The sequence below is a fragment of the Wolbachia endosymbiont (group B) of Xanthorhoe designata genome, assembly GCF_964028585.1.
In the GTDB taxonomy this organism is placed as follows: Bacteria; Pseudomonadota; Alphaproteobacteria; order Rickettsiales; family Anaplasmataceae; genus Wolbachia.
This window is the reverse complement of sequence record NZ_OZ034794.1, coordinates 303,322-326,858: the sequence shown is the minus strand read 5'-3', so window position 1 is coordinate 326,858 and position 23,537 is coordinate 303,322. Positions and strand designations below refer to the sequence as shown.

At 33.8% G+C, this 23,537-nt stretch carries 19 protein-coding genes, 1 tRNA gene and 1 pseudogene; 7 read left to right on the top strand and 14 right to left on the bottom strand.

Annotated features, from left to right (window positions below; all coding sequences use genetic code 11):
- Positions 1 to 812: 812 nt before the first annotated feature.
- Together ABWU64_RS01540 and ABWU64_RS01535 are read right to left on the bottom strand one after the other, a co-directional pair.
- Positions 813 to 1,596 (bottom strand): annotated as a pseudogene (locus ABWU64_RS01540) (IS5 family transposase).
- A gap of 77 nt (positions 1,597 to 1,673) precedes the next feature.
- The gene (locus tag ABWU64_RS01535) at positions 1,674 to 2,702 is read right to left on the bottom strand and encodes a class I SAM-dependent methyltransferase (protein WP_353279704.1); all 1,029 of its coding nucleotides are present in this window, start codon (positions 2,700 to 2,702) and stop codon (positions 1,674 to 1,676) included.
- Positions 2,703 to 2,797: 95 nt separating this feature from the next.
- On the opposite strand from ABWU64_RS01535, the gene ABWU64_RS01530 reads away from it, so the two are divergent.
- Positions 2,798 to 3,169 (top strand): hypothetical protein, encoded by a 372-nt coding sequence (locus tag ABWU64_RS01530; protein ID WP_015587827.1) that lies wholly within the window; start codon positions 2,798 to 2,800, stop codon positions 3,167 to 3,169.
- Positions 3,170 to 3,451: a DUF2610 domain-containing protein gene (locus ABWU64_RS01525; protein ID WP_108784050.1), complete on the top strand. Its 282-nt coding sequence runs from the start codon at positions 3,170 to 3,172 to the stop codon at positions 3,449 to 3,451.
- Positions 3,452 to 3,461: 10 nt separating this feature from the next.
- On the opposite strand, the gene dapD is transcribed toward ABWU64_RS01525, so the two are convergent.
- The gene (gene dapD, locus ABWU64_RS01520) at positions 3,462 to 4,304 is read right to left on the bottom strand and encodes a 2,3,4,5-tetrahydropyridine-2,6-dicarboxylate N-succinyltransferase (RefSeq protein ID WP_015587829.1); all 843 of its coding nucleotides are present in this window, start codon (positions 4,302 to 4,304) and stop codon (positions 3,462 to 3,464) included.
- Positions 4,305 to 4,342: 38 nt separating this feature from the next.
- Between dapD and ABWU64_RS01515 the strand changes: the two genes are divergently transcribed.
- Both ABWU64_RS01515 and sdhA read left to right on the top strand, forming a co-directional pair.
- Positions 4,343 to 4,753 carry a zinc-ribbon domain-containing protein gene (locus ABWU64_RS01515; protein WP_015587830.1) on the top strand — a complete coding sequence of 137 codons (411 nt, stop codon included), beginning with the start codon at positions 4,343 to 4,345 and terminating at the stop codon, positions 4,751 to 4,753.
- Positions 4,754 to 5,041: 288 nt separating this feature from the next.
- Positions 5,042 to 6,841: a succinate dehydrogenase flavoprotein subunit gene (sdhA, locus tag ABWU64_RS01505; protein WP_015587831.1), complete on the top strand. Its 1,800-nt coding sequence runs from the start codon at positions 5,042 to 5,044 to the stop codon at positions 6,839 to 6,841.
- On the opposite strand, the gene ABWU64_RS01500 is transcribed toward sdhA, so the two are convergent.
- The 9 genes from ABWU64_RS01500 to rpmE all read right to left on the bottom strand — a co-directional run bounded on the left by ABWU64_RS01500 (position 6,813) and on the right by rpmE (position 18,950).
- Positions 6,813 to 9,449 (bottom strand): ankyrin repeat domain-containing protein, encoded by a 2,637-nt coding sequence (locus tag ABWU64_RS01500; protein WP_341815431.1) that lies wholly within the window; start codon positions 9,447 to 9,449, stop codon positions 6,813 to 6,815. The two genes, sdhA and ABWU64_RS01500, sit on opposite strands and share 29 nt — an antisense overlap.
- 244 nt (positions 9,450 to 9,693) lie before the next feature.
- Entirely contained in the window at positions 9,694 to 10,302 is a 609-nt protein-coding gene (gene gmk / locus ABWU64_RS01495; protein ID WP_015587833.1) for a guanylate kinase, read from the bottom strand.
- A gap of 34 nt (positions 10,303 to 10,336) precedes the next feature.
- Positions 10,337 to 12,103: a pentapeptide repeat-containing protein gene (locus tag ABWU64_RS01490; RefSeq protein WP_353279703.1), complete on the bottom strand. Its 1,767-nt coding sequence runs from the start codon at positions 12,101 to 12,103 to the stop codon at positions 10,337 to 10,339.
- The gene (locus tag ABWU64_RS01485; protein ID WP_341815433.1) at positions 12,087 to 13,121 is read right to left on the bottom strand and encodes an ankyrin repeat domain-containing protein; all 1,035 of its coding nucleotides are present in this window, start codon (positions 13,119 to 13,121) and stop codon (positions 12,087 to 12,089) included. The genes ABWU64_RS01490 and ABWU64_RS01485 overlap by 17 nt, the downstream gene beginning before the upstream one ends.
- 679 nt (positions 13,122 to 13,800) lie before the next feature.
- Positions 13,801 to 14,688, bottom strand: a complete 888-nt coding sequence (locus tag ABWU64_RS01480; RefSeq protein ID WP_341815434.1) for an aspartate carbamoyltransferase catalytic subunit — start codon at positions 14,686 to 14,688, stop codon at positions 13,801 to 13,803.
- Positions 14,689 to 14,768: 80 nt separating this feature from the next.
- The gene (locus tag ABWU64_RS01475) at positions 14,769 to 15,785 is read right to left on the bottom strand and encodes an extracellular solute-binding protein (RefSeq protein ID WP_353279702.1); all 1,017 of its coding nucleotides are present in this window, start codon (positions 15,783 to 15,785) and stop codon (positions 14,769 to 14,771) included.
- 89 nt (positions 15,786 to 15,874) lie between these two features.
- Positions 15,875 to 17,839: a hypothetical protein gene (locus tag ABWU64_RS01470; RefSeq protein ID WP_341815436.1), complete on the bottom strand. Its 1,965-nt coding sequence runs from the start codon at positions 17,837 to 17,839 to the stop codon at positions 15,875 to 15,877.
- A 91-nt stretch (positions 17,840 to 17,930) separates the two neighbouring features.
- Positions 17,931 to 18,716: an NAD kinase gene (locus tag ABWU64_RS01465; RefSeq protein ID WP_353279701.1), complete on the bottom strand. Its 786-nt coding sequence runs from the start codon at positions 18,714 to 18,716 to the stop codon at positions 17,931 to 17,933.
- A gap of 21 nt (positions 18,717 to 18,737) precedes the next feature.
- Positions 18,738 to 18,950 carry a 50S ribosomal protein L31 gene (gene rpmE, locus ABWU64_RS01460; RefSeq protein WP_006013575.1) on the bottom strand — a complete coding sequence of 71 codons (213 nt, stop codon included), beginning with the start codon at positions 18,948 to 18,950 and terminating at the stop codon, positions 18,738 to 18,740.
- Positions 18,951 to 19,075: 125 nt separating this feature from the next.
- On the opposite strand from rpmE, the gene fabD reads away from it, so the two are divergent.
- Together fabD and ABWU64_RS01450 are read left to right on the top strand one after the other, a co-directional pair.
- On the top strand, positions 19,076 to 20,044 hold the full coding sequence (gene fabD, locus ABWU64_RS01455; protein ID WP_353279850.1) for an ACP S-malonyltransferase: 969 nt from the start codon (positions 19,076 to 19,078) through the stop codon (positions 20,042 to 20,044).
- A gap of 52 nt (positions 20,045 to 20,096) precedes the next feature.
- Positions 20,097 to 20,852, top strand: coding sequence for a hypothetical protein (locus ABWU64_RS01450; RefSeq protein WP_341815439.1), 756 nt, complete (start codon positions 20,097 to 20,099; stop codon positions 20,850 to 20,852).
- Positions 20,853 to 20,866: 14 nt separating this feature from the next.
- Here ABWU64_RS01450 and gpmI read toward each other — a convergent pair whose 3' ends face one another.
- Positions 20,867 to 22,363 (bottom strand): 2,3-bisphosphoglycerate-independent phosphoglycerate mutase, encoded by a 1,497-nt coding sequence (gpmI, locus tag ABWU64_RS01445; RefSeq protein WP_353279700.1) that lies wholly within the window; start codon positions 22,361 to 22,363, stop codon positions 20,867 to 20,869.
- A gap of 195 nt (positions 22,364 to 22,558) precedes the next feature.
- On the opposite strand from gpmI, the gene ABWU64_RS01440 reads away from it, so the two are divergent.
- Positions 22,559 to 23,293, top strand: a complete 735-nt coding sequence (locus ABWU64_RS01440) for a hypothetical protein (protein WP_341815441.1) — start codon at positions 22,559 to 22,561, stop codon at positions 23,291 to 23,293.
- A gap of 85 nt (positions 23,294 to 23,378) precedes the next feature.
- Here ABWU64_RS01440 and ABWU64_RS01435 read toward each other — a convergent pair.
- A tRNA-Asn gene (locus tag ABWU64_RS01435) sits at positions 23,379 to 23,450 on the bottom strand.
- Positions 23,451 to 23,537: the final 87 nt, after the last annotated feature.

The following is a 23,537-nucleotide window of genomic DNA, read 5'->3' as shown; positions in this document are numbered from 1 at the left end:
TAGCATTTCTGCTTACATTGATCCTGTCTAAATTTAATCCCTATATCTTTGTTTGATGTTTGTTGTTCCATAATATTCTTCAATTCAAAGAATATTAATATTGGTATATAAGTATGAATATTATGCTAATATAATTACTTTTTAGGTATACATGGTAAATTTATGCCTGGAAACAGCTTTTCCTACACTTTCTTTATAAAAATCACAGGCGCCTGTTATTAGCTAAAGTAAAGGTCAAGTATCTGGAATTCTGGACATAAAATCCTCCTGTATAAAAAGATTAGAAAAAAATGCAGCGCACATATGACAGACGTGTGTATACGCTGAAAAAGATACGCTACGTTTTTTATTGAAAAGTTAACTGAAAGTCTGCAGACAAAGATAGATTTTGAGCTCTTAAAATATCTCTAATTGTCATTATAATCAGATTCAAAATATGCGGAAGTAATTTTTTTTGACAATAGATTTCTTGCATAACCAAGTGTCATTCCAGCTGGGATCCAACTAAGTTGGTAAACACTTTACAACGTTTTTTGCGCGAAAAGGCTGGATGCCAGTGTCAGCTACTTGCATGACATCGTCTTGGATGAAAATCAGTACGTGATGCACCAAAAATTGTGCATCAAAAGGGTGTCATTTGAGTAACTTTTTTGTTGTCATGCCAGTGTCAGCTACTTTCATGACACCTATTTGTTCCTATGATAGTCTTATCTGTCTATCTTATTTTGCTACTCTGCTGAACAGATACGTTTCTTTTACCTTTTTTATTCTGTAAATTTTTTAGTATTTGTATGTTTAACATAAGAGCCTGTTCATAATCTTTTCAGAAGCAAAGCAGCGAAAGCAAGAACGACCATTTGCAGGCTAGTGTTGAGTTTCCGCTCGCAATTTTTCCACAATCGCCTACATTTTTGCAACCAAGCAAAAGATCTCTCAACAACCCATCTTTTCGGCAATACGACAAAGGTGTGTAATTCGCTTCACCTCAACAGTTGCACCAATAGTTACTTTCATCTGTGTTGCAAAATTTTCTCCTGTGTAGCCAGCATCAACTAGTATATTTTTAACTTCAGATAGGTTTTCTTTAGCATTTTTAACCATTCTCACAGCGCTACTACGATCAGTTATTTCTGCCGTTGTTATATAAATTGCGTGGGGTAAACCTTGTGTATCTACCGCAATATGGCGTTTTATTCCTGAAACCTTTTTGCCTGCATCATAGCCTTTTTCTTCAGCAGTATCTGCATTTTTTACGCTTTGTGCATCAATTATGCAGAAGCTGGTTTTTTCTTTCCGACCATTGTTTTGTCGGACCACGCCAACTATTTTTTTTAATACCAGCTCCAGAACACTTTCTTTATTTGCATCTGCTTTTTCACTCCACTTCTTAAAATAGTCGTAACAATTCCGCCATTTTGGAAACTCTTTTGGTAACATTCTCCACTGGCAGCCACTTTTTAAGACGTATAACACTCCACAAAATACATGATATAAATCAAGTGTTCTTGGCTTTGTCCTCTTCCTGCAAGACTCCAGATCTGCTACAATAATCTCAAACTTTTCTCGACTTATATCACTTGGATATAAACTTCGCATATCCTACTTTATATACTTTATCCTCTCATTCTATCCCTTTTTTGAGATCACGTACAGGCTCTAAGAACTATACAAGACTACAAATGTTGAATCAGCATTACCTTAAAGAGAGTACCCATATTTTCAGTTAATCTTAAAAATTCACTGAAGATCTCATTCTTCTGTTTATTACTTGCATTTTCCATTAAGGCTTGCGCTCTTTCCTTTATACCAAACAAATATAAAAATTCTCTTTGAGTTAAAATCTCACAATTTAAGTATTTTAATGAATCTTTTAATGCTTGAAAGTTTACAAGTGCAGTAATATCACTGTTACCAATATTTTCAAGAAAATTAGCATACTGATGCTGCCTTATCGATTGCAAAGTGCTCTTGTATGAAGGATATATATAGCCATAATCTATGATCAAAGAAGCTCCTCCATTATTGACTATCTTATTCTCAAGTTTCTTTAATATTTCGATTCCGGCTAGGCATACTTCCACTACTGCACCATTGAAACCCCCTGTCATTCCAGTCTGGAATCCAGTTTTTGGTCTGGTTAAGCGCTGGAGTGACAATGAAAGACTGCCATCATCTTGTTTTATTACTCTATTTTCATACCACTGCTCATCACGATAAATAAATTGGTCAATTGGAAGGGCGTCAAATAACTCATTTGCAAAAAAAATAGTTGGCTGATTTGGTAAGTTGTCGACATCTGTGTGCCAGTTAATATCTAATCCCTTTAATTTCCCCTTTTGTGTTTTCTGTAAAATAGGGCTTATCTCAACTAGATGAATGTCCATTGAGCTAAAAAAACAGCTATATTTTTTGGTGACTCTTATTACATCATGAATGAGTGTTCCTTTACCTGGTCCAAGTTCAACTAGAGAAAATTTTGATGGCTTTCCTAATTTTTCCCATGTATTCATTATCCACACTGCAATTGTTTCACCAAATAGCTGACTAATTTCAGGTGCAGTAATGAAGTCACCATCTTTGCCAAGTGGTAATTTATTCATGTAATAGCCGTACTCTTTATGATATAGAGCAGAGTTCATAAAATCACTGATTGATATTGACCCTTGTCTTTTATCAATTAATTCGTGTATATAAGTGAGCATATTATTAATAAATGTTTAACTATAGCGTGCCATACTATAAAATAGTGGAGTATTTATATATATAATATAAGTTTAAAAGCGATAGTGCTTTGGTTATGAATAGTCAAGATACGGATTATGTTACCCTTATACCTCAAGATGATGGTGTTGAATATAAATTTGAAGAAGTTGTCAATTTTATAGAAAATAAAATTATAGGTGCTGATGGATTAACTTTAGCAGAGGTGTTTCAAGCGTTGGTTCAAATGCTGAATGGTGATCTAGAATTGGTCAAAAGAGTACTAGCATGTGCTAATATTATGGTAAAGCATGGAATGAGGATGGCGAAAGAGTCACAGCTAAGCAGAGCCGATGTTCTTCGAGCTTTAGAAGGCAAAGAAAGTATGCTCAATAGACAAGATTTTATCAAAAAACCATCTCTCCCACCTGCTATAAAATCGATTAAAAAGAAAAGTAGAGGTCTTTAAATGACTGCATCCATCAAAAAATTTACTGTACAGTGTGATTTTAAAGGACAAAATTCGCCTTTTGCAATATACATAGGAGATCCAAAGGGTGATACTCATCCAATTCACCATCAAGATTCCTGGCTTGCAAAGGAGCGTGGAGGAAATATACCTAACAAAGTCAAAGAAAGTCTGCAAAAATTACACAAGTTATCTCAAGAAAACGGAATTTCTTTTTCAGAATTATGTGCATATGCTATCACTGTAGTTAGCAACAATGATAAAAAAAGTGATAACAAGTAGTGAGATAAGTTTAATCTCTCAATATTTCATTTATAGAGGTCTTTGATCTCGTTTTTTCGTCTACTTTTTTTACTATAACTGCACAATAGGTTGAAATGTTATTTTTAGATGGAATGGATCCTGGCACTACTACAGAATAAGGTGGCACTTCACCGTAAGATAGTTTACTCGTTTCTCTATCAATAATTTTTGTTGATGCTCCAATAAACACCCCCATACTGAGGACTGATCCTTCTCTTATTATGACGCCTTCGGTTACCTCACTTCGTGCTCCAATGAAGCAGTTATTCTCTATAATGACCGGAGAAGCTTGAATGGGTTCAAGAACTCCGCCTATTCCCACTCCCCCGGAAATATGGCAATTTTTTCCTATCTGTGCACAACTACCAATTGTTGACCAGGTGTCTATCATTGTACCAGAATCAATATATGCACCAACGTTGATAAAGCTTGGCATTAGAACAACATTTTTACCTATGTAAGCAGATTGGCGGACAAAACACCCAGGGACTGCTCTAATTTTTGATTGGTAAAATTTCTCCTCATTCCATTCACTAAACTTGCTACCAATTTTGTCAAACCAGCAATTGGTATTGTCTATTATTTTGCTTTCCTCAGTGAGAAAATGTAATAATATTGACTGCTTTATCCACTTATGTACTATCCATTCTCCACTTGATAGCTTTTCTGCTACTCTAATTTTACCACTGTCAAGTAACTCAATTACCTCTTTGATTATTAATCTTGCTTCGTGTTTTAGATTATAGTCGTTAAGTTTTTCTTTATCTTTCCAAATATTTTCTATCTCATCTTGTAATTTTTTAGTTGCAAATTTTTCATTTATTATATACATATTGATATCAAATTTATATTATTTTATACGCAAGCACTATGAAAATACAATGTCATAATTGTACTAAAACTTACTTAGTATCTCGTGGGCAAATAGGTGAATCTGGAAGAAAAGTGAAATGTACAAACTGCAATCACATGTGGCATGAGTATCTAAAAGAAATGTCAAGTGAATTGTGCCCTGCTGGTATACAAGAAAAAAAAGCTAACTGGAGGCAAAGTTTAACTCTAGCTTTTGCAACAGTTGCAGGGTTATGCGTTATAATTGTTGGTGGTATCTTTCCAGGAGAGGTAAGTAAGGTATATAAAGCAGTTAGTGCATATAAAGATTCAATAAGCCATAAATTAGGATACAAAAAAGTGCAAACGGAAAATTCAAGTGCGAGAGAACTTGTTGTAAATGAGTTTTATCAAGATTACCTTTTTCTATCTAATTTTAGATCTAATTAAATAGGCATAAGTCATCAATGTTATGCAAGTAACTACACTTACTCCTCTATGATAGTGTTATCCCAGTGCTCAGACACTGGGATCCAGGAATTTTGATTGTGGATAAGCATATCAAATGGTTTGGTATAATAGAAGTCGGATTCCAGTGTCAGCTACTTTCATAACACCCTATGGTTGTTATGACATTATTTACTATAGGTTTGTTTCAGAAGCTTACATTTGGAAAACCAGTATAGATTTTTCCTACTTATGTGCTACTATAAGCCTGTAATGATAAAATAAGTGAATATGGATAAGTCAGAATACGAAATCATAGAACATGAATATGATGTGGTAATAGTAGGTGCAGGGGGAGCGGGGCTTAGAGCAACACTTGGAATGGCTGCAACTAATTTTTCAGTTGCCTGCATTTCTAAAATTTTCCCTACACGAAGTCATACAGTTGCAGCACAAGGCGGAATTAGTGCAGCTTTGAGCAACATTGCTGAAGATGACTGGCGCTGGCATGCATATGATACAATAAAAGGTTCAGACTGGCTTGGCGATCAAGATGCAATAGAGTATATGTGTAAAAATGCTGCAAAAGCTGTGATTGAACTTGAAAATTTTGGTGTACCCTTTTCTCGTACGGAAGATGGAAAAATATATCAGCGTGCCTTTGGTGGAATGACAACTCACTTTGGTAAAGGAAAATCGGCTCAGCGTACTTGTGCAGCAGCAGATAAAACTGGGCATGCAATTCTTCATACTCTATATCAGCAATGTCTTAAATTTAACGCTGAATTTTTTGTTGAATATTTTGTAATCGATTTGATTATGGACAAAGGGACATGCTGTGGAGTGATAGCTTGGTCGCTGTGTGATGGTACGTTGCATAGATTTCGTGCACATTCTGTGGTAATAGCAACAGGTGGTTATGGACGTGTTTATTTCTCTGCAACAAGTGCACACACCTGCACAGGTGATGGTAATGGCATGGTGGTAAGAGCTGGGTTGCCACTTGAAGATATGGAATTTGTGCAATTTCATCCAACAGGAATATATGGCTCAGGTTGTTTAATGACGGAAGGATGTCGTGGTGAAGGTGGGTACCTCGTTAATTCTCAGGGTGAGAAGTTTATGGAACGTTATGCACCAAAGGCAAAAGATTTGGCTTCTCGTGATGTGGTAAGTCGAGCAATAACAATTGAAATTAGAGAGGGAAGGGGAATTGGACCGAATAAGGATTACATGCACTTGAATATAGCGCATCTTGATCCAGAAGTGATCAAACTCAGATTACCAGGTATTAGTGAAACAGCAAAGACCTTTGCAGGAGTTGATGTTACTAAAGATCCGATACCTGTTATTCCAACTGTTCACTATAACATGGGAGGTATTCCAACCAACTATCATGGAGAAGTGATCACGTTGCAAAAAGGTAAAGAAGAAGTGGTAGAAGGATTATTTGCAATAGGAGAGGCAGCATGTGTTTCTGTACATGGTGCAAATCGACTAGGTTCCAACTCGCTTCTTGATCTTGTGGTTTTTGGTAGAGCTGCCGCGCTTAGGGCAAAAGAAAAATTGAAACCTGATACACCACATAAAAAATTGCATTCAGACTGCACAGACTTGATAGTAGATAGATTTAATAAAATGCGATTTGCTTCTGGAGAGTTCAAAGTAGCAAAAATACGAAGTGAAATGCAGCACACTATGCAGAAATATGCATCGGTATTCCGTGTTGCTGAAGTTTTAGAGGAAGGTAAAAAAGCTATAAAAGAAGTAGCAAAAATGATGCCTAACATTGCAGTTGAAGATCGTAGTATGATATGGAATAGTGATTTGGTTGAAGCTCTGGAGCTTGCCAATATGATTCCACAAGCAGTTATTACCATGGAATGCGCATCTAATCGCGAGGAAAGCAGAGGTGCTCATGCTCGTGAAGATTTCCCTGAACGTGATGATAAAAACTGGATGAAGCATACTATAGCATGGCTTAAAGAAGAGAAAAGCCAAGTTAGTGTAGAAATTGACTATAAAAAAGTTGCTGAAAAAACTCTGAGCGATGAGATTGATTTCATCGCCCCGGAAAAGAGAATTTATTAGTCAACCCATCTGGTTTATTTATAAATTGACGTAGTATTGATACATAGCTCATTTGAGTAGCTGGGCTTTCTGTATGCTCCGATTGATTTGACGATCTTTGTACTTCTTGCTCTGCTGAGTTGTTAGCTAAATTTTGTTGTTCAGTAACATTTTTAGGTTGTGTTGCAGTTTTGAGATTATCTTTACTGGTTTGCTGATCGTTGGTTAATTCTTTAACATGTTTCCTAATGCCGCTAAGTCCCAAAGTGACTATCAGACAGACCATGCCTGTTATAGCTATGATGGGTAACGCTGCTCCAATTGCAATTTGTCCTTGGAAGCAAGAAAGTGTTACCATTGTAATAATAGTAGTTGCTACTGTAATTGCTAACAATATGCTAGCTCTTCTGCCAGGATCAATGCATTTCCATGCAGCTTTGAGGCCATCTCCTGTTTTGTGTAGAATATGCTGACATTTTTTTGAAAAAGTTCTAACGTTATATTTTTTTTCAAGTTTTTTCCTTAGTTCTTTAGCTTTTACCTTTCCTTCTTGTGGAGTTTTTGAGTAATTTTCTAAATTACGTAAAGTGCAATAATATTTTTCAGTATGAAATTCTCGATCTTTTAGTTTCAGAGAACGGGAATCAGCACCTATTTCTAGCAGCTTTGCACAAAACTTTGTTGTATTGTCGTACTTTTTCCCTAGATCAAAAATTGTTTTCATTTGCGAAAGGTGGTTGCCTTTTTCTGCTTTTTTTGTTAGTGATACTTGTAGCGGTGTTCGTCCTTCTTCGTTAATGGCCTTTATAGCCTTACCTAACTGATCTTCAGATATTTCTTTTTCTTTTACTAAACTGGAAATCAACTCCAAACATGCAACCTTTTGTTCTCCTTTTAGCGAAGCAATATAGTGCAAAGCATTATTACCCTCTTTGTCTTGAGCAGTAATGTCTGCACTATTTTGGAGAAATAACTCTAAGGCTTTATATTTATTTGTTTTTTCAAATTTTTTATCTGTACATGATCGATTCTCATTCTTTTCTTTTATATACTGGAATAACTGATGTAGAGGTGTTAATCTTTCCCTGTTGGTAGTATTTACAGCATTACTAAATCTATCTTTGTCTGAAATTAACTCCAAACATGCAATTTTTTGCTCTCCTTTTAGTAAAGCAATGTGATGCAGAATATTATTACCCTCTTTGTCTTGAGCAGTAATATCAGCACCATTTTGGAGAAATAACTCTAAGGCTTTATATCTATTTGTTTTTTCAAATTTTTTATCTGTACATGATCGATCTTCATTTTTTTCTTTTATATGCTGGAATAAATAATAAAGAGGTGTTTGTTTTGCTGTATTTTCAGCATTTATAGCTTTTTTAAACTGTGCTTTAAGATGCTCTTTTTCTTCCTCCTTACTTACATTTAATATTATATTTGAAAATTCAAACTTTCGTTTTTGCTTTAATTCTAAAACTATTAGATGTAAAGCATTATTACCATCTGTATCTTTCAGGCTAATATCTGCTCCTTTTTGCAATAACTCCTTAAAGGATTTCTCATCTTTATTTTTAATTGCTAAATGTAGTTGATAATTATCATTACTATCCGGAGTATTTATGGTATGTGGTATAATTTCTTTAATTTTTGTTCTTATTTCTGATTTTAATTCAGGTTTCTTTACTGACTTTGCTAATTTTTCTAAGAAATCACAATAGTATGTCTTTTGCTCTTCTTTTAAGTATTGTAATTCTTTTGTAGATAATCCTAAATTGTCAGAGTTGGCTCCATACTCTAGCAATTTTGTAAGAAACTTAAATGTGTTATCGTTATCTTGGATTGTGTGAGAATCATGTTTCCCTTTTATTATCTTGTTAATTAGTGCTACCTGAAAAGGAGTCTTTCCTTCTTGATTTTCACTATCAACAAGTTGTGCTAAATTTTTCTCGTTAGCTATTTTTATCAAGGTATCTAGAAACTTAAGCTTTTGTTTCTTTTTGAGCGATGCAATAAGGTGTAAAATATTATTTCCTTTTTCATCTGTTATGCCACTGACATTTGTGCAATTTTTTAGATATTTTCTAAATTTCCTGTTGTTTCCATTTTGGATTGCATTTAGTAATTGAACGTCATTATCAGAATCCGATATTCTGTTTACTTCATCTTCAAAATCGCTATCAGAATCTGATATTCCGTTCATTTCATCTTCAAAATCGCTACCGTAGCCACTGTCTTGTTCATTGTACCTACTCAAACAACTTTTAGTGATTTCAGAAATTACTTGGTTTTTTGTTTCATTTGATATTCTTTTCGATCGTTCTACTACTTCACCTAGCACTGGAAGGAAGCACTGGATATAATATCTATAATATTTTTCCTGTTCTCTAAGTGATGCTTCTAATTTAATCAATACTTCAGGGCTAGCACCTTCCTTAAGTAACCTTTTGCATTCCTTGAGTGTTCCATCTCGACTTCTTGTTTTTTCATGCTTATGTTTTTCTTTTTTTACCTTTCTCTCTATAGTGTCATACAATTGCTTGTCTTTTTTATCTTGCTCTTGTTTTTCATTTTTGTTTATATATTCTAGTCTGTTTGCCTTAGTAACTAACACACTTAGATCTATCCTCATATTAAAACCTCAATATTAAAAGCTATTTTGCGTTAACGAATTGAATTAAACTTTTAAATTGAGCTAGATGTTGTCAAAATACAGGTAAAAAGGCAGAAAACTAGTTTCTATTAGAAAATCTGTTGTCATAATCAAATCCCCACTTTAGCACTTGTCTACTATTTTAACTATTTTATCTTAAAAAATAATAAATGTGGCTAAACTGTGAAGCGTGAATGCTGCTAAAAGAGATAAACAAATATTTTTATAGATCTTTCAAACTTGGTTTTTCTTCTAATTTTTTAAGCATTTCTTTACTTAGTATTGATTTTATCTCTTCTACGCTTTTATCAAGATCATCGTTGACTATGACGTAATCATATTTATTACTTTTACTTATCTCTTTTTGGGCTTCGGATAATCTCCGCTCTATTTCGCTTACATCATCACTATTACGCTTTTGTAAACGTAGTCTAAGCTCTTCCATTGAGGGAGGAAGTATAAAAACACTTACAACTTTTTCTCTTAAGATTTCAAACAAATGGAATGCTCCTTGCCAATCTATATTCAGTAAAACGCTTATTCCACTGCTCAGGTTTTGTTCTATAAAATCTTTTGGTATACCATAAAAATTCTCAAAAACTTTAGCATATTCAAGCATTTGACCAGCCTTACATAGTTCATGAAACTTTTCTTCAGTAACGAAAAAATAGTCTTTTCCATTTACTTCACCGGGACGAGGTTTGCGTGTAGTCATAGAAATAGACATAACTAAATCAGTTGATTGCTCAAGTAATTTTTCTGATATAGTAGTTTTTCCAGCTCCAGAAGGAGAGGATAGAATCAGTAGTATGCCCTCATTTTTTACGGTCATTTTTCTTTATTTAACAAGTACATTATAGAGTTTTTTAAGACTTTATATTTTTTGAGTCAAAGTTTAAAAGGCTAGAGCCTTCTAAATTAGAATTTGATAAATTGGCATCAACAAGAGAGGAATTATCAAAAATAGTATAACGTAAATCAGCTTTTTCAAGATTTGCCTTATTCAAATTAACGTTTACAAACTTTGCTCTGCTTAATATTGAATTAGAAAAAATAGCATTTTCTAAATTCATATCTTTAAACTCAAAGTAAGAATAATTTACATCAAATTTTTCACCCTGCGATATTTTCTCTTGCAGATCTTTAATTGAAGTTATAGCACTCTCTAGACCTGTAATTTTGCTCTGTCCCTGATTGTCAATCATAATTGAATTATCAAATTTGCAATCTGTTAAATAAGTATCAGCAATTGAACTTTTATATATGCTTGAAGAGAGGAAAGAGACATCACTCACTGTTGAATTACTCAAATTGCTAAGAAAAAAACTAGTCTTTCTAAAGGCATTGTCATAAAACACGGAGGATTTGAAATCACTTTCAATAAAGTTTGAATTAGTGACTTTTGACTTAGACCAGCTCGAATTATCAGCTAATAATTTGAAGAATATTGAATTTTCTATCTCACTCGAATCCATATTATGGTGGGAAAGAGTACTATTATAAATTTGAGAGTCTTTAATTTTTGTCTTATAAATTGAAGTTCTAGAAAGATCTGAATCTTCTATTTTTGCAGAGGTAAACAATGAATGATCAAAGAACGAACCACTCATGTCAGAATTCACAACTTTAGTATTATGAAACTTTCCATGACAAATGTTAGCGTTATAGGTATTAACTTTATACAATTCACTAAAACTAAAATCAATATTAGATAAATCAGCATCCTGAAGGTCTGCTTCGAAAACATATGCATGTTTTATCTTGGAACCATTTAGTATAGATTTAATGAAGTTTGAATTATTCCCTTTCACATAGGAAATTTGTGAATTGATTAAATTGGCTTTTTCGAAATTACTATCAACTATAATGGAAGAGTTAAGAGAAGCGCTTGAAAGATTGCTACCTGTAAAATCCGATTTTTTTATTTCTGTGCCATATATGTTAGCATTTTTTAGTGAAGAAAATTGTATCTTGAGCTTGTGTGCATCCACTCCAAAGAAACTTGCATTGTCGAAATTATTCTTCTGCATAACAGTATCGTTTATTTCACTATCACTAAAATTTATGTAGCTGGCACTTGAGTGTGATAAATTGGAGAAATTCATTTTTACATTCAAGAATTTTGCATGCAAACCAATTATATTACGCATACTTACTTTGTTGAGATTAGAATTGATAAAATCAGCATAACTGATATTAGACTGATCAAATATGATATCTGTTAAACTTGTAGAAGCAAATTTTGAAAAACTTAAATTTGTGCCTTTTATTTTAACGCCATGTAAATTAGCATTGGAAAAATTAGCACCACGCAAATCAACATCGATAAAAGACACATCTGATAAATCGGTGTTAGAAAAATCGGCACCAATTAAACTTACTCCATCAAAAATAGATTTGCTTAAATACAATTGACTAAAATTAGCACCATTTAAATTAGGACCAAAACCTTTCTTAAAATCTTGTGGTATGCCTGCTTTGTTGCACTGTACTAAAAATTTAGCAAAATCTTTTGTATTGTAAGATACGTATTTTACATCGTGCAGAGCACTTAAAAAATCATTGATTGCATCATCTCCATAGCATAAATGACCAACTAAAATTAATATCAAAAGTCTAATTATCTTTTGCATCGCAGGTACTTTCTTTTGTTTTTATAGCAAAGTTATACATCTCTGAGTCTTCTTCATTGTTTATTTCTTTATCCTCTAAAAGGTATGGCATCATTTCAGCAATTGCATTTATTATATCGATCTGCTTTTTCTCAATTGCTATGTCAATAGGGGACTTAAAATTATTATCAACTACTCTAGGATCAGCACCTTGTAATAAGAGAAAGCGAACTGTGTCTATTTGACCTTGTTTCACTGCATAAATTAGAGGAGTATCACCCAATTTATTTCTAAATCTTAGTATTTCTTGAATTGTTAATCCAATTTTTTCTAGCTTATTTATTACTCCTCTTAGACAAATTAAGTTGCCCTTCTTGATGCAGTAAAAAAATTGCTTACTGTAATCATCAGTAAATATAGTTTTAGGAAGGTGCTCATTTAGGCTATCATATTGTCTTTTATATATAGACTTGCTTTTATGGTTCCATTCTTTTTTTATTTCTTTGTTTAGCTTTGTCCATTTTTCGCTTTCTTCATTTTCTTTGTTCACAGGTGTTATATTGTCAGGCTGTTCTTCTTTCTTTTTCTCTGTTAATTGGCTTGTTGAAGGTTCGGTGTCTTTTTTGCTAATCTCCTCTTCAGGCTGTAGGTTTGTTTGATTATTGTGACTGATTTTCTTCTCTTCAGGTTCTTCTTTTTTTTCTTCTGATAAAGGACTTGTTAGAGCTTTGGTATCTTTTATATTAGTCCCCTCTTCAGGCTGTAGGTTTGTTTGTATATTTTCATTACTTGAAGCTACTTCTTCATTGATTACATTTTGGGTTGTGCTTTCTTTTGGCTCGCTGGAAGGTATTTCGACTACATTTGTTGAGTCTGTGCTTTCTTTTAGTTCGCTCAGAAGCGGAGAAGTTTTTTCAGCATCAGTATCGCTTTTCGATACGTTTTCTTGATTTATATTTTCTTCAGGTTGCTCTATAGCAAACAGGTTAGATAATAAAAATATAGCAACTAATAGTATGAAATATAAGGTATTCTTCATAAATATTATGATTAATTAAAATGATACTATAATCAAATGATTAATCTACAGTAAAAAATGCCTTAAGGTTTTATTTATAAAAAACATTTGTATTACCTTTTCTATACGAGTGTAATTTTGCAAAGACTGAATATCAAAGTTTTCCCCATTCATTTAGGTTTTGCCTTAAATTGTCATTTGAGTAGTTGACACTGGCTTTTTTCTGGATTCCAGCGTCACGCGCTGGAATTACACCTTCATAATGTTATTCCATTTCTCTTGTCATCCCAGTACTTGATACTGGGATCCAGAGGACTGAACAGGTAATAAGAACTGGTCACGCGCTGGAATGATAAAGGAGGAAGTGCTGGTTTGAAATTAAATTTTCTGGACTTTAGTGTCACGCATTGACCCTATAGTTTTCTTTTCTCGTCTACCTGATTCTCTCACTCTGCTGAACGGATATAAATTACTTGACACATTTTGTAGTTTGATTATTATTAGTGAAAATGAGGGTATTTTAGAGCTCGAAATTCACCTTATTCAAGTCTGCAGACTTTTCAACTAATCTCTCAATAAAAAAATATAGCACAGTCTACTTCAGTGCATACTTAATTTCTGTCATGAGGTGTGTTATATTTTTCTAAATCGTTTTTTATAGGAGGGTCATTATGTCTAAAATTCCTTAAAATTAATTAATTTAAACATTTATTAAATAGTGCAGTACTGCCTTACGCGTTGCTAATCCAAACTTTACTTGTTGTAAAATGACACAATCTGCTACATCATTGCTAATCTCAATACCTCTGTTTATTGGTCCTGGGTGCATAACAATTGCATCGGGTTTTGCATGCGATAGTTTTTGTGCATCAAGTCCATACAAATGAAAATATTCTTTTTCTGAAGAATTATTATTCATGCGCTCTTTCTGCAACCTCAAGAGCATAATTACATCAGCATTCTTTATACCTTCAGTTAATGAATAATGAAGTGAATCTACTTCAGAAAAATGCTTACACATCAAAGCTGGTGGTGCAATTAAGCTTATTTTTGCTCCAAACATTTTTAGCAATCTTATATTTGATCTTGCAACTCTACTGTGCAAAATATCTCCACATATCACAATTTTGAGGTTTTTTATTTGCTTTTTATAATTGATAATTACAAGATAATCTGCAAGAGCTTGAGTTGGATGTTCACTGCTTCCATCGCCTGCGTTGATTAGCGAGCAGTTAACATACTTTGTCAGTGTATTAATGATACCACTACTTTTATGCCTGGTTATTATAGAGTCAGGGTTCATTGCATTTAGTGTTTTTATCATATCTTTTAGATCTTCCCCTTTGTTAATAGAAGAAGATTTTATTGGTAAAGTTATAACATTTGCTCCAAGGCTTTTTGCTGCTATTTCAAAAGATGCGAGCGTACGTGTTGAATCTTCAAAGAATAGGTTTATGACTATTTTATTTTTCAGAACATGACTATTTTCAACTTTTTCTTCAAGGTATTGGTTGGCTAATTTAGTTATATTTTCTACATCACCGATTGTGAGGTCTGAGATATTTAATAAATTCCTTCTCTTGTCCATAGCTCCTTTTTTGAGCTTATTCTACTTTCTTAATTTCAACTACACAACTGTAAAGTAAAGTAGAAGGAAGCTATAAAATTTTATTTCCACTTACATTCATCTGCTATCATAACAGCCTCAAAGAGGTGCTTTTCAAGCTCACTTATAGGTAGATCATTTTGTGGATAATTCCCCCAAGATTTTAATACATCAGAAGTTTCAATACCTTCAACAATGGGATATTCTTGATTTTTTTTAGCATATAATTCTTGAGCTTTTTTACTTACAAAAAATTCCAATAAAGCTATAGCATTTTCTCTATTTTTTGCGTTTTTTGTTACTGCTGCACCACTAAGATTCACCATTACACCATCATTAGGAAAGAAAGCTCCTAACTTTTCTGTGATATTCTTTTTATTTTCTGATGAAAGGATTCTTGCAAAGTAGTAGCTGTTTACTATTGCAACATTGCCTTCACCAGCGGCTACAGCATAAATTTGATCTGTATCACCACCGCTTGGTTTTCTTGCCATGTTGCTTACAATTCCACTCACCCATTCTTTTGTTTTTTCAAAACCATTTTTTGCAATCATAAAAGCGATCAATGATCGATTATATGGACTTGTGGAAGAGCGTACTAATATTTTCCCTTTCCATTTTTCATCCGCTAAATCTTCATAAGTACTTAATTCCTTAGGATCTACTGATTCTTTATTATAAACCAATATTCTAGCTCTTTTTGTTAGACCAAACCAATAATCTTCATTATCTCTAAATTTTGCAGGTATGGAATTTTTTAGAGTCTCTGAATCCACTTGAGATAAGAGCCCTCTTTTTTTCGCTAAAATCAAATTTACCGCATCTGCAGTTAAAAACAAATCAGCTTCACCACCATTTTCCATGCGTGAAAGCAATTGAGAATAATCGTCAATGATATAACGTACCTTGATACCGGTATTTTTTGTAAATTCATCAAATAAACTATGTACTAATTCTTCTTTACGTGATGAATAAACGTTTACTACTTGTGAATCATCAGTTCCGCTATTTTTATATAGAAAATTAACGACTATCAATATAAATGCCGCTAAAGGTATAAATACTAAAGCTTTTTTCATAAACAAACCCCTTTAGCTTAAGGTACTCAAATAGCGAGGCCTTAGCAAGTATAAAAATTCCAATCAATGGACATTGTAGGAGATTTATTTCATTCACTTATACTATAGATAGCATCCTTACAATTGTGAGATTGAACTACAACCTGCTCAAGCGTTAAACTGCTGCGTTTAGCGTCTTTGCTATGATTTTCTCCAAGAACGTTTGTTCTTTCTTGTTTTATTTCCTCAATGAATTTCTCGTTAATATTTTGGGGATCAATCGTTTCTTCAGAATATACAAGATTAGTGCAATTTGTTTTTCTATAGTAATGCACGCCAAGATACACAGCTAGTAATGCAAATATACCTAAGCCTATAAGTGGTAATAATCTTATATTATTGGTCAAAGGGTTTTGGTAAAATGTTTGTATATTATTAACACCACCTTCTGCATAAAGAAATGAAGGGAGCGCTATATTTGCAGCAACTACACCAGTTAATAATGCAGTAAATAGTGGCCTATTATTAATTACGGACTCTATTTTATTAGTTTTACTGATTACTTTTTCATCAATATTGACGAAGCCTTTTTTAGATTCCCAAGCATTAAGCACAAAATTTGAATGAGTGCCGTTGCTATACTTCAGCCTTACAGACTTTATAACTTTACCTTCTGGCTGGTGTCTAAAAACATTGTCTAAAACTTCATCTGCATTTTTTCCTTGAGTTTGATATTCTTTGGTATTTACAAACTGTTTTATTCCAAGCAGCATTGGGCTAATTGCAAACAATGAAGCAACTGCAATAATCGGTACGACGGTATAGAGTGGACTGTTTGTAAAGAACGTAATAAATTTTGCTTTATCTTGTAAATATACTAAAGCTGTAGATGTGCTAAGCACGATAGCGGCCGCACCAAAAATTACAACGCCTTTCTGCTGCATGGCGTACTGCGCTTTGGGCCAGAATCTGTTTTTTTGCAGTTTAAATTTGTTATCTGTATCAGATTTACTATCTGAGATAAAAGAATTTTCAGAGCCATCTGTCTTATATGATGGTGGAGAAGTTAAATATGTACTGCTACTCAATTTTCTGTTTAACTGTGATGATGAGTTATTGGGATTGGGGACATCAAAATTATCATCTGAACTATTTTCTATAGTTGTATAAATAGTACTTTCTGAATTAAGTTTATTCGATTTAATCCATTCTTTTACTTCATCTAAATAATCACCACCCGCTGCTTTGTCTGTTGTTTGTTCACCAGATACATTAATCCCCTTTAATGTGATATTTTTTAATTCTTTTTCACTGACATCAACTTCCGCTATTTTTTGATCTATATTTTCTAAGAGGCTATTCATATCTTTTTCTAGTAATTCCTGTATGTTTCTACAAAAGTCATCAGCAGGATTAGTGTTCCGAATATTACCATCAACTAACATTACTTTTTGCGGTAACATATCTTTGTCTTTTTTATATGCTTTTAAAAGATATAAAACACATAGGTGTTTTCCGATTTGTGGATCTTGAGGCTTATCAATTGTTTTTTGATCTCCAATTCGTGAAGTTTGACGCTTAGTTATTCCTTTAAATACTTTGATGATTTGTGTCTGCTCTTCTGTTAAATCTAAATGATTTTTTACTATATATTCTATTGCTTTGGGGTATGTAGGTGATACAACGGCAACTTCTACTCCGCTTGAAAGTGCAGATTCTAATACAGACTTTAACTTTTCTTTATTTTTAATTCCTGAGTTTTGTAAAAATTCTTTTATTTTTTCGTCAGTTAATGCATTTTCTTTGCCTGAACCATAATCACTATAATTTTTGGATGCAAATTGATTGCAAATGGGACTCTCGACAATTGTTTGATTAAAATCAAATATTAATAGTGCGCTATTGCTTGCGAGTATATTTGAGATAATTTTCTCTACTTTTTCAGGTGGTAATGGATTTTTGCCATTTTGTTTTGAAGTGCTTGTTCCGGGAGTTGGTATTGGTGAAGTTGCTGCACCATTTTCATTAACTGCTGTATGAGAAAGCGGTGTGACGTTCTTTTCATTCCCAGGCATATTTGCTCCAAAATTAATTACAATGTTACATTAATTACTCTGTATTTACTAAGATATGGTAAATACTAATTTAAAGATAAATATGAAGAATTTAGTATAAAAATTGCTTATCAAAAATCCTCTCGTCTAATGAGCAATCTTTATCAAAAAGCAGAGTGACTGTGTTTTCGTGATCTTTCTGCATTTTTATCTGCGATATATCAGGAAATTCCTTGTAATCTGATACTACAAGTGCTGGACGATTTTCCACGTCGTTGATATCAATTTGCACTATTGTATCATTTGAGATTAGCGCTCCATTCCAACGCCTTGGGTAGTAGCTATTAATGGAAGTCAGTGCAAATAAATTTGAATTAAGTGGTAAGATTGGCCCGCCGGCAGAGAAGTTATATGCAGTGCTGCCTGTGGGAGTAGACAATATTATGCCATCCCCTCTGAATTTTTCTACTTTTAGCTTATCATTAATGGTAATATTCATCTCTACTATTTGATTTGCATTTCTAAAGACATACACTTCATTTACTGCTATGTAATGGTGTTTTTTGCCACCTATGTCTGTGGCTTCCATTTTTAGTAAAGTTAGCTGAGTAGGGACTGCATGTTCTATATGATCAATTGGATCTTTAAAACATTTATTCATTAAAAACCCGACGTTGCCGGTATTTATTCCATACACATGTGTATCTTTATTTCCTATGACGTAGTCGTGCAGGGTGCGTAGCATAAAACCATCACCACCAACAACTATCAGCAAATCAACTTCAGGCTTACTTGCTTCTGCTATATTGATAAAATTAAGCTCCTGTAGTAGTTTAGATACTTCCTGAGACTTGGGTAGTGAAGAAGCAATATAGCCTACATTTTTATATTTATACATGTTAAATAAAGAGGGGAGGAACTAAAAAAGACTCCCGTATTTATCATTAAATTTAGCTATTTTACTATCCTTCTCCCCTGAACCGCTTGTCAAACTTCCAGTCCATGCAGGATGAGTAAGAGGATCTCTATCAAGCTTTATTCTTTGACCTTCTTTTCCATAAGTGGAATAAGTTTCAAACTCTTGACCATCTGTCATAACTATAGTAACTTTGTGATAATCGATTTCTGCCATTGTTCTTACAAATTTCTTACCAGCTAAGATTTTAGTGAATCTGGTTCATTTGGTCAATCATTATTGTGAAATATTGACAAAAAATAAATAAAGTAGTATTCTCAATGAAGAATGAAAAATTTTTTATGATTTTTGCTTTTCCTGGTCAGGGCTCCCAATTTGTAGGAATGGGAAAGAGCTTATATGATGAATTTTCAGTTGCAAGGAACGTATTTGATGAAGTAGATGACATATTGGGTAGAAAGCTGTCTCATTTGATTTTCAATGGTCCTATTGAGAAATTAACCATCACGGAAAACGCTCAGCCAGCTATAATGGCAGTGTCAATTGCAACGCTACGTGTTATGAAGCACGTATTTGGCGAATCTCTTTACAGCGTTCAGTATGTTTGTGGGCATTCAGTTGGCGAGTATACAGCGCTTTGTGCTGCAGGGGCATTGACGCTTGAGTCTGCAGTTAAATTACTAAAAGTTCGTAGCGAAGCAATGCATGAAGCCTCGCTGAAATGTAAAGGTGGAATGGTTGCTCTACTTGGAGCAGAAATAAGTGAAGTAGAAGGTATATTAAAATCAGCTCAAATTGATTGTGAAATTGCAAACGATAATGGTGGTGGGCAGGTAGTGGTGAGTGGTACCGCAGAAGCTCTTGAGGTGTTACCTGATTTGTTTAAAAATTCGAGTGTGAAGAAAATGATTAGATTACAAGTTAGTGGGCCTTTTCACTCATCTTTTATGAAACCCGCTGATGAAAAACTTCTGGAATTTTTAAAAAGCATCAACATAACTCGCCCTTCGATTCCTTTTGTATCAAACGTTACAGCTAAGAAAGAAAGTGATCCAGAGGTCATAAGAGCTTTGCTCGCTAAGCAAGTCGTAAGCAGAGTGAGGTGGAGAGAAATGATTTTACATATGACAAGCCGTGGCACTAATAAATTCGTTGAAATTGGGCCTAATAAAGTTCTATCCAATTTAGTTAAAAGAATTGACCAATCTATCAATACAAAAAGCATAGGTAGTATTGATGATATTGATGGCTTCTTTAATGAATCATTAATGTTGACAGCAAAAAATTTTAAAATAAAAGCTTATAACTAACATAAAGTAAAATTTGGGCTATTTTTTTGCTTTGATTATTGATGGCAGCGGAATGTCAAACATCGACACTAAAGAATATGATCTGGCGCTAGGTGATACTACAGTTAAACTTTTTATTAAAAGTAGCGATACAAGTGGAATCAATTTTATCAATGTGCATCAAAATGAAGTAACTTCAAAAGAAGCCGGTGAGAATATAATCGAGGAGTTTGGTGGAAGAATGCTGTACATTACTCATGGTGATGGTACTCCGCGCAATGTAGAATTTTACTTAAATAGTGAGCGGTATGAATTCGATCCCAATCGCATGTTTGATGATGTAGGTGCAGAAGCTAGCTTAAGAGAGTTTGGCAATTTTTCAGAAGATGCTTTGAGAATTACTAGAAACTTTGCAGAAAAAATTTTAGACTTTTTGCTTCCTGGTCAAGATCATGTTATTGCTCTGCACAATAATCACAACTCTCCCAGCTACTCATTCAAAAGCTATTTTTCTCCACCACTTTCTCATGATGTGCTAAAGATTTATCCAGAGGTATGTCCAGAAAATGGAACGGGTGAATTTTTTTACACGACAGATGAGGGCTGGTTTAATGCTTTAAAACAGAAGGAAATTTTTAATATAGTATTGCAAAATAACAAAGCAGTCGAAGACGATGGTTCTTTATCTGTGTATGCTAGCAAAAATCATATTCAATACTCTAATGTAGAAGCACAACATGGCCATTTGGAGCAGCAAATAGATATGCTATCTGCTATGCACAGTGTTTTATTTCCTAATGCAAATCAGCCCTTATTTATAGATTTATAGTAATATAAAGCGCACTACACAATTAATGAACTACCTGTCATTTCATTTGGCTTTTTGAGTCCAAGTAGCTGTAAAATAGTAGGTGCAATATCAGATAATTTTCCATCTCTCAGTTTTAAATTTTCACAAGATATAATAAATGGAACTTTATTTAGAGTGTGCGCTGTGTGAGGTGTGTTATTTTCTTCATCGAACATACATTCCACATTACCATGGTCTGCTGTAACAATGAGTGCAGTATTACCCACTTCTTTGACAACGCTGAGTACTTTTGCAAGGCAATCATCTACAGCGAGCACAGCTTGCTCGGCCGCTTTTATATTACCTGTGTGTCCCACCATATCAGGGTTAGCGTAGTTTACAACTATCAGCGCAAATTCTTGAGAATAAATTTTTTTTACAAGCTCTTCTGTGAGCTCAAAGGCTGACATTTCAGGCTGCAGGTCATAAGTTTTAACTTTTGGTGAAGGAATGAGTATTCTTTCTTCACCAGAAAAAGGTTCTTCTCTTCCACAATTGAAGAAGAAAGTCACATGAGCATATTTCTCAGTTTCAGCAATGCACAGTTGCCGTAGTTTATTGTCTTCTATTATCTGTCCCAAAGTGTTGGCAAAAGATTCAGGAGGAAAGAGATAAGGGATTTTTAAGTCCGCTTTATATTGCATCATACTTAAAATTGAAGAGAATTTTGCCACTTCAGTATAGCCTGCTTTACCAAGACAAATACTTGCCAATTGTATCATTCGATCAGCACGAAAGTTAGCCAATAGCAATCCATCTTCTGGTTTTATACCTTGATAATCTCCTATTATTGCGGGCCTGATAAATTCATCGGTTATATTATTTTGATAATTTTCATCAATGAGCGATACTGCATCATCATAACGAGGCGCCTTTGCAAATGCGATGGCTTTATAAGCTTCAATTGTTCTTTCCCACCTATTATCACGGTCCATAGCATAATAACGCCCAGAGATAGTGGAGATTCTTATATCATTTTCCTTTATGCTTTCTGTAAATTCTTGAATGCATCTTTTCCCTGAATTTGGCAGTGTGTCTCTGCCATCTAAAAATGCGTGTATTACAACTTTAATTCCGCGCTGTGATATTTTGTTTGCTAAAGATGAAATGTGCTTTTGATGCGAATGAACACCGCCATCTGATATCAATCCCATTATATGGCATATGCCATTCTTACTTTTTAGATCATTAATAAAATTCTGTAGATTTGCATTATTTTCTATCGTTTCGATTTCTTGATTAATACGCTGAAGGCTTTGCATTACCACTCTACCACTGCCAATATTCATATGGCCAACTTCTGAATTGCCTATTTGGCCTTCTGGTAATCCAACATCAGTTCCACAGGCGGATAAACTGCATTTTGGATAATGAGAGCGAATATATTGCCAACAGGGTGGGTTTGCGTTGCTAATAGCATTGTATTTACTATTTTCTATTCCATTACCCCAGCCATCTAGTATACATAAAACGACTGATTTAAAGTTCATATAAAAGTTAACATCGAAACCCTCAATGGTACCAAAAACAAACTCTTCTCACAACTTTTGTGTTAAAATAAGAGATAGAAAAAGCTGCTTGGAGGCAATGGTATATGAAGTTTTTCATAAAATATTTTATTAAAGTGATTGACAGTTGCTGAAGTGTTTACTAAAACACTTGCATAGCTTTAATAGTGAGGTTAAATGAGCTCTAGCCAATATGTAAAGGATAATACTTTAGCAACATCAGGTTCTATAATTAATGTTTATAGATTAGTAAACTTTTTAAAAAGCAATACAAACATTACAAAGCTTATTTTACGATGTTCAAAAATTAATTATGAGGTTATAAAAGAATTAGCTCAGCTTTCTCATCTTACTTCACTTGATCTAAGTTGCAGTTATGTTGGTACAGAAGGTGCAAAGGTTTTAGCAAGCGGAAATCTTACAAATCTTACTTCACTTGATTTAGGAGGAAACGAAATTGGTGATGAAGGTACAGAGGCTTTAGCAAGCGGGAATTTTCCAAGCCTTGGTGAGCTTAAATTATACGATAATAAAATTGGCGATAGAGGTGCGAAAGCTTTAGCGAGTGGAAATCTTACAAATCTTACTTTACTTAGTTTAGGATTTAATGAAATCAGTGACAAAGGTGCGGAAGCTTTAGCGAGTGGAAATCTTACAAATCTTATTACACTTAAAGTATATGATAACAGCATTAATTACAGAGGTGCACAAACTTTGACGAGTGGAAATTTGGTACGTCTTACTTCGCTTATTTTTAATTATTGCAGTATTGATAGCACGTTGCCTAAAAATTTTCTACCTGAATTAAGAAGGCAATGTAATAAAAGAAAAATAGTAGAGGAGCCAGATAGCAAGCTAAGTGAGGTGCAGGCATCTTTGCATTTTGATAGTAAAGGCTTTAAACCTATATAACTTCTCACGTTTTGTCTGTTTAAGAGACAAAAAAGGTAGTGAATTTTGGGCTAAAAGTGAAATGTACAGATTGTATAAAATAATGCTCCCCGGGCCGGATTCGAACCAGCGACCAATTGGTTAACAGCCAACTGCTCTACCACTGAGCTACCGAGGAATAAACTGTTTTCAATTTATCATATTGAACGTAGATTGTAAATGATTTTTATGTGGACTTTAAACCTAGATATCATTCCAGAGCATG

Bases quoted from the DNA above. Each gene is read 5' to 3' on its own strand.
- ABWU64_RS01465 (WP_353279701.1), bottom strand. From the start codon at position 18,716: ATGTATAAATATAAAAATGTAGGCTATATTGCTTCTTCACTACCCAAG.
- ABWU64_RS01480 (WP_341815434.1), bottom strand. From the start codon at position 14,688: ATGGACAAGAGAAGGAATTTATTAAATATCTCAGACCTCACAATCGGT.
- ABWU64_RS01530 (WP_015587827.1), top strand. From the start codon at position 2,798: ATGAATAGTCAAGATACGGATTATGTTACCCTTATACCTCAAGATGAT.
- sdhA (WP_015587831.1), top strand. From the start codon at position 5,042: ATGGATAAGTCAGAATACGAAATCATAGAACATGAATATGATGTGGTA.
- rpmE (WP_006013575.1), bottom strand. From the start codon at position 18,950: ATGGCAGAAATCGATTATCACAAAGTTACTATAGTTATGACAGATGGT.
- dapD (WP_015587829.1), bottom strand. From the start codon at position 4,304: ATGTATATAATAAATGAAAAATTTGCAACTAAAAAATTACAAGATGAG.
- ABWU64_RS01485 (WP_341815433.1), bottom strand. From the start codon at position 13,121: ATGAAGAATACCTTATATTTCATACTATTAGTTGCTATATTTTTATTA.
- ABWU64_RS01525 (WP_108784050.1), top strand. From the start codon at position 3,170: ATGACTGCATCCATCAAAAAATTTACTGTACAGTGTGATTTTAAAGGA.
- ABWU64_RS01475 (WP_353279702.1), bottom strand. From the start codon at position 15,785: ATGAAAAAAGCTTTAGTATTTATACCTTTAGCGGCATTTATATTGATA.
- ABWU64_RS01535 (WP_353279704.1), bottom strand. From the start codon at position 2,702: ATGCTCACTTATATACACGAATTAATTGATAAAAGACAAGGGTCAATA.
- ABWU64_RS01470 (WP_341815436.1), bottom strand. From the start codon at position 17,839: ATGCCTGGGAATGAAAAGAACGTCACACCGCTTTCTCATACAGCAGTT.
- ABWU64_RS01450 (WP_341815439.1), top strand. From the start codon at position 20,097: ATGTCAAACATCGACACTAAAGAATATGATCTGGCGCTAGGTGATACT.
- ABWU64_RS01440 (WP_341815441.1), top strand. From the start codon at position 22,559: ATGAGCTCTAGCCAATATGTAAAGGATAATACTTTAGCAACATCAGGT.
- fabD (WP_353279850.1), top strand. From the start codon at position 19,076: ATGATTTTTGCTTTTCCTGGTCAGGGCTCCCAATTTGTAGGAATGGGA.
- ABWU64_RS01490 (WP_353279703.1), bottom strand. From the start codon at position 12,103: ATGCAAAAGATAATTAGACTTTTGATATTAATTTTAGTTGGTCATTTA.
- ABWU64_RS01515 (WP_015587830.1), top strand. From the start codon at position 4,343: ATGAAAATACAATGTCATAATTGTACTAAAACTTACTTAGTATCTCGT.
- gmk (WP_015587833.1), bottom strand. From the start codon at position 10,302: ATGACCGTAAAAAATGAGGGCATACTACTGATTCTATCCTCTCCTTCT.
- ABWU64_RS01500 (WP_341815431.1), bottom strand. From the start codon at position 9,449: ATGAGGATAGATCTAAGTGTGTTAGTTACTAAGGCAAACAGACTAGAA.
- gpmI (WP_353279700.1), bottom strand. From the start codon at position 22,363: ATGAACTTTAAATCAGTCGTTTTATGTATACTAGATGGCTGGGGTAAT.